The 16,813-nt window shown below is 41.3% G+C and carries 17 protein-coding genes; 13 read left to right on the top strand and 4 right to left on the bottom strand.

Annotated features, from left to right (window positions below; translation table 11 throughout):
- The 5 genes from NSQ66_RS19540 to NSQ66_RS19520 all read left to right on the top strand — a co-directional run bounded on the left by NSQ66_RS19540 (position 1) and on the right by NSQ66_RS19520 (position 4,962).
- Positions 1–1,341, top strand: a complete 1,341-nt coding sequence (locus NSQ66_RS19540) for a HAMP domain-containing sensor histidine kinase (RefSeq protein WP_076141088.1) — start codon at positions 1–3, stop codon at positions 1,339–1,341.
- Positions 1,342–1,439: 98 nt separating this feature from the next.
- Positions 1,440–2,153, top strand: a complete 714-nt coding sequence (locus NSQ66_RS19535; protein ID WP_076141087.1) for a type II CAAX endopeptidase family protein — start codon at positions 1,440–1,442, stop codon at positions 2,151–2,153.
- 80 nt (positions 2,154–2,233) lie between these two features.
- A complete protein-coding gene (locus tag NSQ66_RS19530) occupies positions 2,234–2,701 on the top strand; it encodes a MarR family transcriptional regulator (RefSeq protein ID WP_076134306.1) in 468 nt (155 codons plus the stop codon).
- A gap of 88 nt (positions 2,702–2,789) precedes the next feature.
- Positions 2,790–3,761 carry a ring-cleaving dioxygenase gene (locus NSQ66_RS19525; protein ID WP_076141086.1) on the top strand — a complete coding sequence of 324 codons (972 nt, stop codon included), beginning with the start codon at positions 2,790–2,792 and terminating at the stop codon, positions 3,759–3,761.
- Positions 3,762–3,867: 106 nt separating this feature from the next.
- Positions 3,868–4,962 (top strand): winged helix DNA-binding domain-containing protein, encoded by a 1,095-nt coding sequence (locus NSQ66_RS19520; protein ID WP_076141085.1) that lies wholly within the window; start codon positions 3,868–3,870, stop codon positions 4,960–4,962.
- A 390-nt stretch (positions 4,963–5,352) separates the two neighbouring features.
- Here NSQ66_RS19520 and NSQ66_RS19515 read toward each other — a convergent pair whose 3' ends face one another.
- Positions 5,353–7,278: an FAD-dependent oxidoreductase gene (locus NSQ66_RS19515; protein WP_076100149.1), complete on the bottom strand. Its 1,926-nt coding sequence runs from the start codon at positions 7,276–7,278 to the stop codon at positions 5,353–5,355.
- A 181-nt stretch (positions 7,279–7,459) separates the two neighbouring features.
- Between NSQ66_RS19515 and NSQ66_RS19510 the strand changes: the two genes are divergently transcribed.
- Positions 7,460–7,981, top strand: a complete 522-nt coding sequence (locus NSQ66_RS19510) for a PadR family transcriptional regulator (RefSeq protein ID WP_076100150.1) — start codon at positions 7,460–7,462, stop codon at positions 7,979–7,981.
- A 69-nt stretch (positions 7,982–8,050) separates the two neighbouring features.
- A complete protein-coding gene (locus NSQ66_RS19505) occupies positions 8,051–8,257 on the top strand; it encodes a hypothetical protein (protein WP_076100152.1) in 207 nt (68 codons plus the stop codon).
- 69 nt (positions 8,258–8,326) lie between these two features.
- Here the strand turns inward: NSQ66_RS19505 and NSQ66_RS19500 are convergent, their stop codons facing one another.
- A complete protein-coding gene (locus NSQ66_RS19500; protein ID WP_036688991.1) occupies positions 8,327–9,595 on the bottom strand; it encodes an alkaline phosphatase in 1,269 nt (422 codons plus the stop codon).
- 128 nt (positions 9,596–9,723) lie between these two features.
- Complete coding sequence (locus NSQ66_RS19495) at positions 9,724–10,332, bottom strand: isoprenylcysteine carboxylmethyltransferase family protein (protein ID WP_076100153.1); 609 nt, start codon at positions 10,330–10,332, stop codon at positions 9,724–9,726.
- Positions 10,333–10,439: 107 nt separating this feature from the next.
- Between NSQ66_RS19495 and NSQ66_RS19490 the strand changes: the two genes are divergently transcribed.
- Positions 10,440–10,970, top strand: coding sequence for a hypothetical protein (locus NSQ66_RS19490; protein ID WP_076100155.1), 531 nt, complete (start codon positions 10,440–10,442; stop codon positions 10,968–10,970).
- On the opposite strand, the gene NSQ66_RS19485 is transcribed toward NSQ66_RS19490, so the two are convergent.
- Positions 10,940–11,488 (bottom strand): MepB family protein, encoded by a 549-nt coding sequence (locus NSQ66_RS19485; protein ID WP_326047743.1) that lies wholly within the window; start codon positions 11,486–11,488, stop codon positions 10,940–10,942. The genes NSQ66_RS19490 and NSQ66_RS19485 overlap by 31 nt on opposite strands.
- A gap of 252 nt (positions 11,489–11,740) precedes the next feature.
- On the opposite strand from NSQ66_RS19485, the gene NSQ66_RS19480 reads away from it, so the two are divergent.
- The 5 genes from NSQ66_RS19480 (at position 11,741) to NSQ66_RS19460 (ending at position 16,645) form a co-directional block, all read left to right on the top strand.
- Positions 11,741–11,932, top strand: a complete 192-nt coding sequence (locus NSQ66_RS19480; RefSeq protein WP_076100415.1) for a cysteine-rich CWC family protein — start codon at positions 11,741–11,743, stop codon at positions 11,930–11,932.
- A gap of 85 nt (positions 11,933–12,017) precedes the next feature.
- The gene (locus tag NSQ66_RS19475) at positions 12,018–12,587 is read left to right on the top strand and encodes a hypothetical protein (protein ID WP_076100178.1); all 570 of its coding nucleotides are present in this window, start codon (positions 12,018–12,020) and stop codon (positions 12,585–12,587) included.
- Positions 12,588–12,805: 218 nt separating this feature from the next.
- Positions 12,806–14,506, top strand: coding sequence for a molecular chaperone HscC (locus NSQ66_RS19470; protein ID WP_076100179.1), 1,701 nt, complete (start codon positions 12,806–12,808; stop codon positions 14,504–14,506).
- Positions 14,503–15,951, top strand: coding sequence for a J domain-containing protein (locus tag NSQ66_RS19465; protein WP_076100181.1), 1,449 nt, complete (start codon positions 14,503–14,505; stop codon positions 15,949–15,951). Before NSQ66_RS19470 ends, NSQ66_RS19465 begins: the two co-directional genes overlap by 4 nt.
- A gap of 16 nt (positions 15,952–15,967) precedes the next feature.
- Positions 15,968–16,645: a DUF1266 domain-containing protein gene (locus tag NSQ66_RS19460; RefSeq protein ID WP_076100182.1), complete on the top strand. Its 678-nt coding sequence runs from the start codon at positions 15,968–15,970 to the stop codon at positions 16,643–16,645.
- The last annotated feature ends 168 nt before the right edge of the window (positions 16,646–16,813 follow it).

Here is a 16,813-nt window from a genome sequence, read left to right as displayed (position 1 = left end):
ATGAGAAAACAAAATATATCCTATCAATTGTTAAAAAACTATATCGCGATCTTTCTTATAACAACGGTTATAACGATATTGGTGATTGTTGCTTTATTTTGCATGAACAGGCTGGGATCTAAAGATATTATTTATAATCAGTTAACGGCTGCTAAGCTTATGCAAAATGACTATCAAAGAATTGACACTAGTGTTATTAATGATGTCGGGGGCAGTTTACAGGTTGTGAATTCCAATTACGAAGTCATAGACTCCATTGGCAACAATCCATTTACGTCCGAGCAGATTAGTGTCAAAGAATTTACGGATTTTCTAATGAATACTGGCGCTAACAAAAATATGATCACTGTTGAATATAATGAGCAGGAACAATTTTGGCTGATCGTCTCTTTACCTATACAAGTGAAAATGACAGGCAGTTTCCATTGGAATTCAGATTCACCTATGCAGGATCATACCCTTCGAATGCTTGGGTTTATTGGGTTAGGTTATTTGTTGATTCTGATTCTAAGCACGATGATTTATGCGAGAATTACGGCGGTTAGTTTCATTAAACCCTTAGACCAGTTGTCCGCTGCTGTTGAAAAAGTTAAGAATGGGGATTATTCAGCAAGAGTGCAGGTAGGCGGGAATCGGGAGTTTAGTCAACTGGAGCAGGCTTTTAATCATATGGCAGAAGTGATTCAGATCCAGACCTCGTTAAAAGAACAGAGTGAAAACAATCGAAAAAATCTAATATTAGATATATCCCATGATTTAAAAAATCCATTAACAAGTATTATGGGTTACGCAGAGCTTGAACTAAAAGAACAGGTGAGCGGTCGGATAGAACATTTGGAATTTGCCAAAATAATATACGAAAATAGTATCCGTGCCAATGTATTAATTCAGGATTTGTTTGAATTATCGAGAATGGAAAGTCCCGAATTCCGCTTGGATGTTACACCAGATGATTTCTCAGAATACTTGAGAGAAGAAATGATACATATGTTGCCCGAGCTTGAGGCTGCGGGTCTGATCCCTGATTTTGTAATCGAGCCAGAAGAAATAATTCTACAGTTTGATAAAAAAAGAATGAATCGAGTATTCTCAAACCTGCTTTATAATGCCATCGCTTATCAGGAGCAAGGTTCTACGTTTCAAGTTGTGCTGGAAAAGGTGAATGATGGAGCCAAGCTTACTTTTATTAATTACGGCGAACCATCAGCCTTGAACCCGGCAGGTTCTGGATTAGGGCTACTCATTGTTCAAAAAATAATAGCTGCTCATGGAGGGACTGTTCAGCTGAATACGCAAGATAACCAGTTTGAAATTATAATTGAGCTGAACCGGCAAATTTAAGGTCTATGTAAGATTACATTAAGTCGTATGAAATTTCCTAATGCTAAAATGGTTGATATTCAGTCTATTAACAATTTTACTTGGGGGAATAGATTATAATGATTGATGAAAAATTAAGTAAAAGGCAATTGATCTTGGGCGTTATATTAGCAGTAATGTACTTTTTAGGATTGTTCTCTATTCTCTTGATCAGGCCGGTTATGGAGATTCTTAACCATGTTTTTATTTGGCGGCCAGAACAACAAAATCGAATGGCCTTACTGTTGAATGGTCTGATCTACATAGGAGTGATTATAGGTTTTAGGGGGTTCTATAAACAAGCTATCCATGATTTCAGACAATACTGGGTCCGTAATATGTTATGGATGGTTTGGGGACTTTGTTTGATTATTATCATCGGAAGTATGTTGATTCCTACACTAATTTCCATCTTTCATCCTATTGCAAAGTCTGTGAATGAGGTGAATTTACGGACTATGTTGTCCTCGTATCCATTTATTTTTACAGTGAATGTCGTCTGGATTGGCCCCTTGATTGAAGAATTAGTATATCGGGTTACCATCTATAGCACGATCCGCAGGAAGAGTCGTCTTCTGGCTTATCTGATATCTTCCTTTTTATTTGGCTTCCAGCATGTCTATAGAGCTGTGGTTTTTCAGGGGAACTATAACGAAATCTGGAATATCTTCTCCTATATGACTGCTGGATTAATCTTTGCCTACCTATATGAGAAAAGAAAAAATATATTAGTGCCAATAGGTGCACACATGTTTAGTAATGGTTTGTCTGTGCTTCTCTATTTCTTAAGTTAATACGAAACTTGACTCCACATCAGATTACTAGTAAACTGATAATCAAATAGATCCAATTCCAAAACAATGGATGTGGCATAATGCGAAACAATGGATTCACTGAAGACAACAAATTAAGCTTATTGATCTGGTTGCGGCTGGTAAGAGTTTATGACAATAGTAACGATCTTTCCAATGAGTTCTTGAAGAAGTTTGATTTAACGGTTAGCCAGTTTGATGCGTTAGTACAGATACTATTACATCAGCCTGTGACACAGATGGAAATTGCCGAGCATTTAACCATTACTAAAGGCGGAGTATCACATATGCTTGGCAGATTAGAAAAGGAAGGATGGATTGAACGCAAGCAGGATTGGAAGGTGAAGTATATTTCTTTAACTGAAAAGGGCCAAGCGCTTATCGAGAAGGTTCTTCCTTTGCAATCGGATTTCCAAGCTTCGTTATTCGATCCACTGACGGACGACGAGAAGAAAGTATTTTACAGCATGCTTAAGAAGATTCACCGCCATAGCCAGAATGAGAATCGAATTCCCCGAGGAGTTCAGTAGTATTGTAAAAGCTTTATTGTGAATAAAGCTTCCTTTTTTCAACATCAGTTTACTAGTAAACCATAATCATATTAGGAGGAAATTTAAAATGAGCCAACCACAAATAACCGGACAACATCATGTATCAATGATTACTAAAGACGCTAAACAAAACCTATGGTTTTATACAAAAGTTCTGGGACTAAGACTTGTCAAAAAAACCGTAAATCAGGACGATCCAACCATGTACCATTTATTCTATGGCAACCCTAATGGCGCTCCAGGCACCGAGGTATCCTTTTTTGAAATGCCAAATGCAGGCCAGACCCGGAAAGGAACGAACAGCATTTCTGCAATCTCTCTTCTCGTTCCTAGCGATGAGGCCTTAGTATATTGGGCTAACAGATTAGATACATTTGAAATCGCTCATGAAGCTATCGTAAGTATAGAGGAGCGCAATTCGCTTACTTTTCAGGATAGTGATGAATTAACGGTTCATCTGGTGTCCGCAGAAAAAGATAATGTGACTCAACTGGTAGAACCTTGGATTACTGATGATATTCCACCACAATATGCCATTGTTGGTTTGGGTCCCGTTGAATTGACTGTCCGTGAGGCTAGCCGTACAAAGGCTGTTTTGGAGGATATTTTAGGCTATACACAAGTTCGTAGAGTGCCATCCATGGGTGACCCGAAGGTAATGGTGGATATTTATGAAACAGCTAAAGGCGGCTTGTACACTGAACTTCAGCTCAAAGAAGTTAATGATCAAGACCGGGAAAGACCGGGAAAAGGCAGTATTCATCATGTGGCTATAAGAGTGAAGGATCTGGAAGAGTTAACCGCATGGGCTGCTAAAATCACAGCTGCAGGGTTCAAGAACACAGGGGTCATTGATCGTTATTACTTCCATTCTTTGTATTTCCGTGATCCGAACCATATTCTTTTTGAGCTTGCTACAGATGGTCCAGGGTTTGAGATTGATGAATCTTTTGATGCGCTGGGCGAGAATTTGACCTTACCTTCTTTTCTGGAAGAACGCCGGGAAGAGATTGAATCGAAACTTCATCCTATCCAATAATATAGCTAAGAAATAAGAAAAACTATGAGATTGGAAAAAATTATATTAAAATCATTCCTATAAGGTTAGACGATGGTTTGATAAGGTTCACTTAAGGAGGTAAAGTGTGACGAATAAAATGATAGCTGCTCAGCGTTTATATAATCAGAAGATCGTTGATTCCAAGCTAATCAAGCCCGAACAGGTCGTTAAAGAATTAGGGGCAATACAGGCGCAGGATTACATGCAGGCGATGTGGGCGATCGGATTACGTACTCCATCTTCGAATTTAGCTGATATAGAGTGTGCTATCGTTGATCGCAAGATGATTCTGAATTGGACGCTGCGTGGTACGCTTCATTTTGTCCCACCGGAAGATGTAAAGTGGATGCATCAGCTATCTGTGCCGCGTTTAACGGGACAAACAAAGCGACGAAATGCAGAGCTTGGGCTAGATGATCAGACACTAGAACGTTGTAGACATATTATAGTTAATGCTTTACAAGGTGGAAAGCAGCTAGATCGTGCTCTTTTACTTCAGCTAATAGAAGAAGAAGGTATTCACACAGGGAACCAGCGTGGTTACCATATGTTGTGGAATGTTGCGTACCAAGGGCTGATTTGTTTCGGGCCGATGAATGGTAAGCAGCAAACGATTGTTTTGCTAGAGGAATGGGTGCCTCATTTTCGCGATCTTACTTACGAAGAGTCATTGTATGAACTCGCTCGGAGATATTTCACTGGACATGGTTTAGCAACTGTTCAAGATTTTGCTTGGTGGGCAGGCATAACCCTTACAGATGCCAGACGAGGACTGGAAGCGGCCAAAAGTCAACTGCAATCAGAGGTTATTGATGGCAGTGAGTATTGGATGTCTGCTCATCGGCTAGAGCCAACTGCTGAGGACTCGGGCGTTCATCTGCTTCCGGGTTTTGATGAGTACATTCTTGGTTATAAAGACCGAAGTGCCGTTCTAGAGCCCGACGTTGCTCCTTTGATAGTTCCGGGGAATAATGGTGTTTTTCTTCCAACGATTGTTGTGGAGGGTCAGGTTGTGGGTACATGGAAAAGAACTCTAAAGACCAAGGGGATCGAGATTGTGATCCATCCTTTTGCCGAGCTGGGCGATACGGAAAAGTTGGTACTTAAAGAAGCAGAGCGATATGCGGCATTTATCGGGCTGCCGATACTCAAAATGAATGTGAGTGGTTCATTGACATGAGTATTTCACTATTCTCATCATTCTCACCGTTTTCATCATTCTTACCATACTTTTGTGCGCACCTTTAACGCTAACGGACACCAGTGCACTTATTAGCTCCTAAATGCTGATTTGCTGAGCTTTTCGGACTCCAATGCAGTTATTCCCGTCGCAGCACCACTTTTGCCCCCTGTTTTTGCGGAATAGCGGCATCTGGGTCCGATAGATTCGTAAAAAGACTACTTTTAGCTCAATAGCGCCTCCTGAGTCCGAAAGACAGAACGGCATAATGGGTGAATGGTTGAATGGATACCGATTACCGGATAACCGCTCACGAATGCACTCTGAGTAAAAAATAACCCGGCAGGGCGACCTGCCGGGTTTGTTTCATAAATCTTATAGCTAGCTTAATTAGATTCGTCTAGCTAATTCAGCGCCTTCCCAAATCGCATTAAGCGCTCTACGCGCTTGCACCGCATCGCCAATTACATGATAAGGGATGGAGCTTTCCTCCAAGAAATCCTGAAGAGGTTGTTTGTTGAGGGCGCGTGAACCTACGGCGATTACTACATAATCAGCAGGTAGGCTGTGAGATTCGCCGTCTTTTTCAACAATTACGCTATCCCCTTGAATCGCCATACATTTGCTGTTGGTTATTAATTCAACGCCATGTCCATATAGACTTTCCATGACACAGATTTTACGCAAAAGTCCTAGATCATTAGCAACATCGGCTTGCATTTCAACTACAGTGATTTGATGTCCGCGTTCTACAAGCAGCTCTGCGACCTCAAGCCCCACTAAACCGCCACCGATAATAACGACTCTTCCTTCTGGATGAACCGTTCCCCACAACACATCATGTGAATTGACCACATGTGAACTGTCGACGCCTTCCACAGGCGGAATAATAGGAGAAGATCCGATTGCAAGAATGACCTCATCTGGACCAATTTCTTGGATTAATTCAGGTGTAACCTCTGTATTCAATCGAATGTCTACACCTTCACGTTTAGCGGTTTCTCCCATATTCAGAGCGGCTGCAGCCATTTCCTCTTTACGTGGTGCGGCGCCGGCAATATAAAGCTGTCCGCCTAGAATGTCATTTTTTTCGCATAATATTGGATGATGCCCACGTCGTTTCAGTGTGACAGCTGCTTCTAATCCACCAGGGCCACCACCAGCAATAAGTATTTTCTTAGGGATATTCGTTTGCTGCAATTCATATTCACTTTCACGGCCGGTTGCAGGATTAAACACACAGCTGATAAATGGCACATTAGGATTCACGAATCCATCGAAGCAGCCTTGGTCGCAACCCACACATTTAACGATGGTGTCTGCACGTCCGGCTAAAGCTTTATTGCAGAATTCCGGATCAGCCAGCTGCGCACGCCCAATGGCTACAAAATCAGCCAAACCCTCCGCGATTATCCGGTCTGCAATTGCTGGATCATTAATACGGCCTACGGCAATAACAGGGATGTTAACCACAGATTTAATTTGTGCTGCGTTATCTACATTGAAGCCCACAGGTAAATCGATTGGCGGAACTTCATATTTAATTGCAGCGCCAGCAGGGACCCCACGAGATACATTAATAGCATCAATTCCAGCTTCTTCAGCGAGCTTCGAGAAGAGCTTCATATCTTCCAGCGTAAGTCCGCCCGGTAGATCCTCAATTGCAGAAATTCTCATCAAGATAGGGAACCCAGGTCCAACCGCTTCCCGGATAGCGCGGATACAAGCCAACGGGAAGCGGCAACGATTCTCCCAAGAACCGCCGTATTCATCCTGACGAAAATTCATTGCAGGACTTAGAAATTGTTGGGGCAAATAACCATGGCCGGCATGGAATTCCACGCTGTCAAATCCGGCTTTCTTCGCACGTGAGGCTGTATCTGCGTAAGCTTGAACCATCTCGCCGACTTCATGATGCGCAAGTTCACGTGGTATATGACTTACGCCTTCAAATGGAACAGGTGAAGAGGAGACCTGAATTAGGTTGGGAGTTACTTTACCTCCATGCCATAACTGTAGACAGCTTTTGCTGCCTGCCTCTCGAATAGCTAATGCTAATTGAGCCATACCTGGAATGAATTTATCATCATAAAGGGCTGGAGCATCATCGGAGGCCGCCGTTGGGTGAATAGTTGTTACTTCTACAGTATTTAAGCCGTTGCCACCTTTAGCTCGTGCTACATGGTAATCAATCAGACGATCACTGACGTATCCACCCGGCGCATTCATTTTCGTGCCCATCGCTGGTAAAATGACCCGGTTCTTAAGCTCCATATTTCCGATTGTGCCCTTGCTGAATAAATGTGTGAATTCCATATGATAACTTCCTCTCTACATATAGGTTAAAAATAAATAGGTTATTTTAACCTATATTAGCGAAAGGGAGGGCTGAAAGTATGTGCAAAAAATCACGAGTGATTTGGCAGGATTGTAGTAATTGAGGTAATATAAGAAAATGATGAACCGGATACGTATTCCGGAAGCCCGGAGGATGATTATGGATATTGAAGTTTTGATTCTGGCCCAATTAATGAAAGGGGCCAAACATGGTTATGAAATTAAAAAAAACATTATTTTTGTAATGGGCAATGATAAAATCGTAAACAATAACTCGCTTTATCCAAAGCTGAAATTATTTGAAAAGCGAAAATGGGTAATCAAAAAAACGGAAATTCAGGAACGCCGGCCTAAACGTTATGTATATTCAATAACTACTGAGGGTGAGGAGCGGTTTCACACTTGCTTAACAGAATTTACGCTGGAGACGATTCGAATTGATAATGAATGGTCTATTCGTCTTGCTTATTATGAGCTTTTGGATCAGGAGACACGTAGAAGATTGCTTGATTACAGAGAGACTTATATGAACGAAAAGCTGGACCATTTACAGCAGTTATCCAAAGTAGTAGGCAATAGTGAGGATATGGATTACTCTGAGGAGCTCTATTTTTACACCCGAAGTATGGTTTTACGAGAGATCGAGTTAATTAAGGAGCTGTCACGTAAATTAGAAGCATAAGCACACAGTTTAGCACCCTTTGAGGCAATCAATTTTTAAAAATATGAGGAGGTACAATAGAATATAAGATTGAAGAGTCAAGCTTATGACTGTGAAGAAATACTTAAGTATGATACAAAAGTAGAAAACGATAATGAGTATAATTTGATGATTACTAACAACAGTCCGTTATTTTTGAAAAGCGTAGTTGTAACAGAAGAAGAAGAAGAAGAAGAAGATAACAAGCACAAAAATGCTTTAATTGATGCTAATATCAACCGAGGTAATCAGAAGTGAGGATGCCCCCTGCTCAATAGAGAGCAGGGGGCATCCTCCTTAATTTGGCTAGTCTTTTATTGTTCGCCTTTATTTTTTGGCTTTAAAACCTGATGCTTGCATAAGTTTGGTGAATACTTCGGTGTTTTCGTAGATTCCAGTAAATAATTGTGCATTTTTGCCCATAGCTGTGATTGGAATATCAACCGCAGTATGGCCTGAGGTCGTCCAGTCCACTACAAAATTGTGTTTGGAATTGGCGATGGCGAATGGACCGTCTTCTTTGGATATGCCGTCACCGGACTCATCATCTGCGTCAACTGCTTCAATAGAAAATCCGCCGGTCTCATGATCGGCAAGAACTAGAACCAGTGTATCTGGATTCTTTTTGGCGAAGTCTTTGGCTACTTGCACGGATTTGTCCAGTTCTTGACCTGATTTAATCGTCATTTTAGCGTTGTTTTGGTGTGCAAATTCGTCAGTGCCTTCTTCTTCCACCATAAGGAAAAATCCCTTTTTATTTGTTGCTAGCGTATCTATAGCTTTCTTAGTCATCTCGGGCAGCGATACCACCGGATTATAAATATCCCCTTCACCCTCAGGATTTTGCTGGAACATTTCCTCGTTTGCGAATATTCCCAGTAGCTTGCCGTCTTTTGCTTTTTGCATATCCGCTTTGTTCGTTACATAGGTGTAGCCCAATTGTTTAGCTTTATCAACAAGGTTACCTTGTGTTCCTTTGCTTTTCTCTGAAGGATCTTCAGCGGGTTCATCTGGGAATTTCCCGGGATTGCCTGCAGGGTACCAGAAATCCTCACCCCCACCAAGCAGAACATCAACCTTGCTCTTAGTCAGAAGCTGGAGGGCGATATCACTTTGCTTTGAGCGGTCTTCGACGTGAGCACCAAATGCGGCGCCAGTCGCGTCTGTAATCTGACTAGTAGTAACGACACCTGTTGATTTTCCGGCATCTTTAGCATATTCCATAATGGTTTTAACACTTTTTTTATCGGCATCCATTCCGATAGCTCCATTATAAGTTTTCACACCGCTGGCATAGGCTGAAGCAGAAGCAGCCGAATCTGTAACAGGGACAGTGGAGCTTGTATGAATTAATCCAACGTATGGCATCGAATCCATTGCTAGATTTCCTTTTTCACCTACGGTGGCAAGCCGGATGGCATCACGCTGAGCAGCACCCATTCCGTCTCCAATAAACAGAATTACATTTCTTGTGTTCGAAGATGCTGCGTCTGCTTGATTAGGTGCATGAGTAGTGACTATGCTGGATACAAAAAGAGCCGTTGCCGCTGTCGCTACAATTGCTGTTTTGACGCCATGCTTTTTCGGTGATTTCATAATTTCCCTCCTAATGTATGTTTACAGTCTCATATTATAGTAGTTACATTAAGAGAATGTTTTCTTGTCTTGTAAAAAATGTAAAATGATATAGCGAATATAAATTATCCGAGCTGTGATAAAAGATTTTAAAATAGAAAATATCTAGGTGTATTATTGGCATATTGGATATATTCATCTCTGAATACGGACTTTAAATGTTGCTCTTCTTGAAGAATTAGTAAATGAATCGCGGCAATGTTAAGAAAGAATATTAGGAGTGTTAACAGATTGGGGTACATCAGATACAATCCCAGAAACATGAGATCAAACCCGACAAATGCAGCGTTTCTACTATATTTATAAATACCGTGTGTGATGAGTTTGGTTAAAGTAGTCTTATCAATCCCAACTCTCCATGAAGTGCGCATAGCAATCATAGCTTGAATGAAAATGAAACATCCGAGCGCAGCTATAACAACACCGCTAAAGTGCAGTACAGGAATATCAAACGTTTTGCCTACAAGTGTAACCATAAAAGACTCTGCTAAGGAAAAAACAAACCATGCTGCGCCCCATAAAAAAGTAGAGGTTTTTACCAATAGCTCGGTATAATAGATTTTAGATAGTTTAGAGCCTTTAGCCAGAACGTTTCCTTTAATGTGGTTTTTCTTGTAAAGTATAAGGAGCTTTAATAGATAAGAAATTAGGAAGATGCAGAAAAGAAGTAGAGATAGGATATTTTTAAGATCGCTCATTATAATTTCCTCCTCAGCAATACATATGAATGATTGCTCATATGTTTGTTTATATCTTATTTCCTAATATTGTACATGTCAACTAATTATTGATTTAGGGGGATATCGTGAAAACAAATGTATACAAAAAACGGTGGCTTTGGGTGTTGGTTATCGTGGTTATTGCACTTGCAGGTACTGTAATCGGTATGCTGCTTACGCAAACTGGGCTTGCAACCTTTACTTCCAATGCTTATGGAGTCTCTTTGAAGTATCCAACGGAATGGGTCGTCGATTCAGCAGATGATGAGAAGGGTCAGGGGGAGGATGGTTTTTTTCAATTATCCGCTATGTCTGGAGAGGGACAATCAATAGATGAAGTAGCTGAAATTATTGCCTCCCATCAGCTGAAGCCTTATGGCTCCAATCCGCAAATCACTGAACTGACATTAGAGAGGTTAAAAGAGGAAGAGAAGGCAAAGTTGATTATGCCTTCTGCTGACCAAGGGGAGGAATGGAATCATCAAGCGGCGCTTATAATTAAATATCCCGAAGCGGTGAAAATAGGAGATGATGTATACTATTATTTTATTTTGCAGGGCGATAAGGAACATGTGGAGGAGATAGGTCAGACCGTAAGATTTACAGGTAAACCGTAAAGTGCTTGTGCACGAAGGTAGTCTACGGGTTTATTTACAGGGATATCCAAGAAATATTCCGACTGCCATGTTTGCGTTTTTTGAGCTTGGCGACTCGTGGGATTGTCCCAAGGCGGGTAGACTCGAAAAGCTCTTTTTCCACCTTCACCTTTAGCAGATAGAATATCTTGTTCTCCTAGGACAGCTTTTGGAAAAATAAATTGGCCAAAGTGATTCCCATTTCGTGTACTTATAACGAAGAGATCAGCAGGATTTGAGATGTCATAGGGTTGGATGGGATGATCTCCAATTCGCTCCCATAGTGTCACAAATTGCCCGACTTTAGTGGGTGTGATTTTAGCCACCCGGAATCTAATGGCCAGCGCATTTAAGGTAAAGATATATGCTCCGTATTCCGCATTTTGCGGTTCAAGAATTGGTTCGGAGCAATCAAACCTGCAAGGATTATATACTTCTTCCATGGTAGCAAGTAAGTCACTATGTAGGGTATCTAAAAAGCTCATCTTCTTATCATTCATCTGTTATTCTCCCATTTGAGTTCGTAATGTTCACTATCTTAATGCAAGTGAACCGAGTTCACAAGTCTAGGAATAATAGAGAAATTGGGCTTATACTAAACTAGGGATCTTCAGAAGTGGTTATGGCGGAAACCTATTCGGGGAGTTGTTTGTTTTACTTACTGACGTATTGTCATTTGTTGGATTTTTTTATTAATATGGTTTTCCAAAGAAAAATAGTTTGTGATTTTTGGGGGAGTAGAAATTTTGGATATGATGAACATACTGGTTGAAGAACGCCATTGTCCTTTATGTAAAGAATTGAATCGTTGTGGCGCTGAAAGCGGTGTATGTTGGTGTTTCCATACAGAAATTCCACTCGAATTGCAGGAACAGATCCCGGAAGAACTGAGAGGGAAAGCTTGTATCTGCCAAAAATGCGTAGAAGCATTTAATAAACATTAACCGGGATATTAATTAACTCTCGACGAAAACCGTAATTTCATTGTATATAATTAAAGTGTAATCTAAAAAAATAATGGAGGCGCAGATGAGGAAGCCAATAATTGCAGTAGATATGGATGATACAATTTGCCATCTAGTGAAGCGAGCCATATACCATAATAATAATGATTTTCCCACGCATCTGCTACGGTATGAGGAAATGCTTGATTGGAATACGGATCATTTACGTCATCCGGATTGTACACAAGAGATTTTCTATGGGCGGCCCGGTCTGTATGAAGAGCTTGAACTGTTTGACGAACATGTCGTAGGAGAAATGGAGAAGTTGCATAACGCTTATGATGTAATTATTGTTACGGCAGCCCAACCCCAGTCGGTGGTGGAAAAATGGAACTGGCTGCAGAAGCATATGCCGTTTATTCCGATTGAAAATTTCTTTACCTGTAAGCGAAAAAATCTTATTAACTACGATCTATTGATCGATGACGGGGTGCATAACCTGGTTCCGGCATTGCAGGGGGGAAGAAAAGTGCTTTGTATTCCGCATCCATGGAATTTGCGGGCCCGTGAACAATATGCTTTTCCATTATTGACCTCATGGGAAGGTGCAAAAGAGAAGATAGATCAGATGTTAAGACGTCCAGAGAATGAATGAGACTGTTTTTTATAGATGATGTACAGAAAAATATCCTCCGCCAATAAATGAAGGTATCCCATTAGCCATTGTGGCTTTTGAGATATCTTTTTTATGTCTATTGCAGAAGGACAATTTCATTTTTATGCTCTGGATGTAAATATGTTGAATTAGTGACATTTCGATTCTTGGACTCTTTTCTTTGTATATTATTGTATATAAAAGGAGTGGAGATAGTAGTGAGAACAATCGGAATTGATTTAGGAACGACCTATAGTCTTGCTGCTTATTGGGACGGCAGTCAGGCTGTAATTATTCCCAATGTACTTGGGGAGCATGTAACACCCTCGATTGTTAGTGTAGATGCAGAGGGAGAAGTATTAGTTGGAAGAATCGCACAAGAACGACTGATTACACATCCACAGTTAACCGCCTCGACTTTTAAGCGCTTTATGGGATCAGCAAAAAAATACAAACTAGGTACGATGACTTTTACTCCTGAAGAGTTATCTTCTTTTGTTCTGCGGTCACTGAAAGAGGATGCGGAAAATCATCTAGGTGAGTCCGTAACGAAAGCTATAATCAGTGTTCCGGCTTATTTCAATGATGTTCAGCGGAAAGCAACTAAGAAAGCGGCTGAGCTGGCTGGTTTACAAGTAGAACGGCTTATTAGTGAACCTACGGCGGCAGCACTCGCTTATGGCCTGCATCAGAATCAGGAGACTTCATTTCTTGTTTTTGATCTGGGTGGAGGAACCTTTGATGTGTCAATTCTGGAGCTTTTCGAAGGGGTAATGGATGTTAAGTCGATTGCCGGAGATAACTATCTTGGCGGGGAAGATTTCACAGAGATACTAGTGGCCTACTTTATCCAAAAGAATAAGCTGGACGCGGAATCGTTAACACCAATAACGAGGTCGATGTTGTATAAGCAGGCAGAGCAGAGTAAACGAATTCTTGGTACAGAGTCTGCTGCGACTATGCGGATAGTTATTAAAGAGGAAGAATACGTGCTGACTATAGATCGCTTAGAGCTTGAGCAATTGGTGCAACCGTTACTAATACGTCTAAGGCAGCCGATAGAAAGAGCATTGCGGGATGCTTCTTTGCAGCCTTCCGATCTGGATGGGATTGTGATGATTGGGGGTGCGACTAAAATGCCTCTGATTAAGCAAATTATCAGCCGTATGTTCGGGAAAATGCCTTATGCGAATATCAGCCCAGATGAGACCGTCGCACTTGGAGCTGCGGTTCAGGTAGCTCTGAAGCAGCGTGATCAAGCGCTGGATGAAATGATTTTGACGGACGTTTGCCCCTATACATTAGGGACCAGTGTTTTGCGTAGAGGTTCAAGCGGACAAACGTCATCTGGACATTACTTTCCGATCATTGAACGTAACACTCCGATTCCTGTTAGCCGGGTAGAACGTCTATATACAGCCGCAGATAATCAGAAGATCATAAGTGTGGATGTGTATCAGGGGGAGAGTCCTCGCGTTGAAAATAATCTTTTCCTAGGAGAAATGGAGTTTCAGATTCCGCAAGCACCTCGGGGAGAAGAAAGTATTGATGTCAGATATACATATGATGTGAATGGGATTCTTGAGGTGGAGGTTACAACAGTTTCAACAGGTCAGAAGCATCAGATGATCATCGAGCAAAATGCTGGTGCAATGACGAAAAAGCAAATTGAAGCTCGTTTACTGGAACTGCGGAGTATCAAAATTCATCCGCGTGAGCGTACCGAGAACAGGCTTCTGCTTGCTAGAGGTGAGCGTTTATATGAAGAGGTGCTTGGGGACCAACGGAAGTTTATCGCACAGTGTCTGAAAGTATTCGAAGATGCTTTATATACTCAGAACGAGAAAGTGATTGAAAAAGCGGCACAAGCTTTCAATGAGCAATTGGCGGAAATTGAAGGGTGGTCATACTTCACATGACAATCTGGAGTATGTTGGAGATTGAACCCACAGATGAACTAGCTATCATCAAAAAGGCCTATGCCAAAAAACTGAAATCGCATCACCCCGAAGATGACCCTGAAGGATACCAGCAGCTTAGAGAAGCTTATGATACAGCTGTGAAATGGGCCCGCTCCGGGCAGCGTATAGCAAGCACTGTCCCTTCATTTGTAGGTGAGGATAAGAAAGAAATAGCGGAAGCAATATCAAAAGAAATAGAAGAAATGGTGATACAAGCAGAAAAAGTAATACGAGTAGATGAAGCTGAGGAGGAAGAAGGCGAGGAAAAAGCAGAAGGGGCTACTTTTATACCGCATGAAAACGAGTGGACGCTGTTTCGCCCTCATCCCATTCAACTTGATGCTGATCTTCAAGAACAACCAGCAGCTATTTTTGACAGACAAATTAGGGAGCTGTATGCGGACTTCTCGCGCCGGATTAAACAAGCTTCGTGGCATTCACTTTTGAATGAAGATTTCATGTGGAGTATAGAGCATCGTGATCGGCTAAGGGACAAGCTTATGTTGTTCCTTGATCAGCATCGGAATTTGCCTTATGCCGTATGGGAGGCGTTAGATTCATTTTTTCATTTTCGTGAGGACAAGGAAATATTTCTTCAACGTTATGATAATAAGTTAGTCGAGTACATACTAGGGCAGGTCGACGGAAGTTTGGAGATGCGTTATGAGTGTTTCCTTTTGCAGGAGTCTCTTGAGTTCGACATAGAACACTATCTAAATCTGAGGCAATCCGCTCAATTCATGCTGATGGAGGATAAACATACTGAAGCTGGCCAACTGCTCGATGAAGCAAATAAGCTGTTTCAGAATGATCCGGATCTGCAATTAATGCGAGCTAAGTATTGTCTGGATACTGCTGATTATATGGAAGCGCTGGTGTGCTTGGACCGAGTAACCACTATGTGGCCTAACGAAAGAGACGGTTACTTATTAAGAGGGCGGCTTCTCTACTATTTGCAGCGTTATGAGGAAGCGATGAAGGATTGTGAATATTTGTTGCAAGAGGATGCTGGAAATAGAGATGTGCAATGTTTAATTCTGGAATGTAAGATTGCATGTTCTCAAATTGAGGAAGCTCTTACACAAACGGAGACTAATGAGCCTAAAAAGGACGAGTTCATTCATTTTCGTTACCTTGCGAATAAGTCCATGTTGAACAACAAAAAACTGTATCCACAACGTCTTCGTATCTCTTCGCTCGTAACCATTGGAAAGAACATTATAGGGCCTATATTATTCTATCTATTGGTTTTCCTGAAATTAAGCTGGTTCTATATGTTGGTATATACCATATGTTATTTTTCAGTATCTGAGCTTCCCCCGCTTGTCAATGCGGTGTTCATTCTTATTATTCTATGGAAAATCAGGAACATTTGCAAAACAGCATACCTATTCTCGAACTAATATCAGGAGGCTCTATATGCTGAAGGAATACAATGTTAAGCAAAGAAAACGATTGGAAATGTATTTCCGCTGTCTTTCCTCTACCTGCATACGTGGTCTCTTAGGGAGATACTATGTGGTTTATGAGTTTGATTTCAGTAACGTCTTCTTCAAAAGAGGATTAATCAAAAATGCTTGTGAAAGATGGAATATCGAGGATGCTAACTCCTTTCATCGCCAGATTCGCTGGCTTCTAGAAGATGGCAACCGTGCAGAATATAGATCTTTACATGCTCGTTTAGCCACACTTTCCGAAACCTCACGCAGTAAATATCTTGAGGCACATAAGGATCATGAGGATTTTGTTAATCTGAAGGTTGTTGCACAAGGAATACATCAGTTGCCTTCTGGTGACATTTCTGCTTTTGGGTTAGCTTGGGTAATTTATCTGAGCCGGATTGGTTATGTTGAGGATTATTTGAAGAAGGAAGAAGCCTGGGAATACAAAATAGAAGCAGCAAGGCAGCTACAAGAACGTTATAGCAGTTGGGCGGATTATTATATAGCCTATTCCTTGGGCAGCAAATTTTCATTAGTACAATCCGGCGGATTAGTTAATCTATTTGAGACGGGATTGCAGAAGCTCATGCGAAATAGCAGCATTCTATACAGGGAAGCCGTTTGGGGGCAAAATCTGCAGCCGGAAGCCACTTAGTCCGTACTTAGGTAATTAATACCTATTGAATACCTATAGAATACCTATCCCGTGTTGCTTAAGGACCCAGAGGACGCTATTTGCAGATTTATAGCCCTTTGAGCCGGTTTTCGGACTCCAGTGCAGCTATTCCTTGAGGAAGGGGTCTTTTGTGGTGTTTTTCATGTC

Source organism: Paenibacillus sp. FSL H3-0329, from assembly GCF_037963285.1.
In the GTDB taxonomy this organism is placed as follows: domain Bacteria; phylum Bacillota; class Bacilli; order Paenibacillales; family Paenibacillaceae; genus Paenibacillus_AQ; species Paenibacillus_AQ odorifer.
The sequence above is the reverse complement of the archived record's forward strand: the minus strand, read 5'-3'. Positions and strand labels throughout refer to the sequence as shown.

Excerpts from the sequence above, each read along its gene's own strand:
- NSQ66_RS19475 (WP_076100178.1), top strand. The coding sequence starts at position 12,018 with ATGAGGAAGCCAATAATTGCAGTAGATATGGATGATACAATTTGCCAT.
- NSQ66_RS19540 (WP_076141088.1), top strand. The coding sequence starts at position 1 with ATGAGAAAACAAAATATATCCTATCAATTGTTAAAAAACTATATCGCG.
- NSQ66_RS19465 (WP_076100181.1), top strand. The coding sequence starts at position 14,503 with ATGACAATCTGGAGTATGTTGGAGATTGAACCCACAGATGAACTAGCT.
- NSQ66_RS19485 (WP_326047743.1), bottom strand. The coding sequence starts at position 11,488 with ATGAATGATAAGAAGATGAGCTTTTTAGATACCCTACATAGTGACTTA.
- NSQ66_RS19535 (WP_076141087.1), top strand. The coding sequence starts at position 1,440 with ATGATTGATGAAAAATTAAGTAAAAGGCAATTGATCTTGGGCGTTATA.
- NSQ66_RS19515 (WP_076100149.1), bottom strand. The coding sequence starts at position 7,278 with ATGGAATTCACACATTTATTCAGCAAGGGCACAATCGGAAATATGGAG.
- NSQ66_RS19495 (WP_076100153.1), bottom strand. The coding sequence starts at position 10,332 with ATGAGCGATCTTAAAAATATCCTATCTCTACTTCTTTTCTGCATCTTC.
- NSQ66_RS19480 (WP_076100415.1), top strand. The coding sequence starts at position 11,741 with ATGATGAACATACTGGTTGAAGAACGCCATTGTCCTTTATGTAAAGAA.
- NSQ66_RS19510 (WP_076100150.1), top strand. The coding sequence starts at position 7,460 with ATGGATATTGAAGTTTTGATTCTGGCCCAATTAATGAAAGGGGCCAAA.
- NSQ66_RS19525 (WP_076141086.1), top strand. The coding sequence starts at position 2,790 with ATGAGCCAACCACAAATAACCGGACAACATCATGTATCAATGATTACT.
- NSQ66_RS19500 (WP_036688991.1), bottom strand. The coding sequence starts at position 9,595 with ATGAAATCACCGAAAAAGCATGGCGTCAAAACAGCAATTGTAGCGACA.
- NSQ66_RS19460 (WP_076100182.1), top strand. The coding sequence starts at position 15,968 with ATGCTGAAGGAATACAATGTTAAGCAAAGAAAACGATTGGAAATGTAT.
- NSQ66_RS19530 (WP_076134306.1), top strand. The coding sequence starts at position 2,234 with ATGCGAAACAATGGATTCACTGAAGACAACAAATTAAGCTTATTGATC.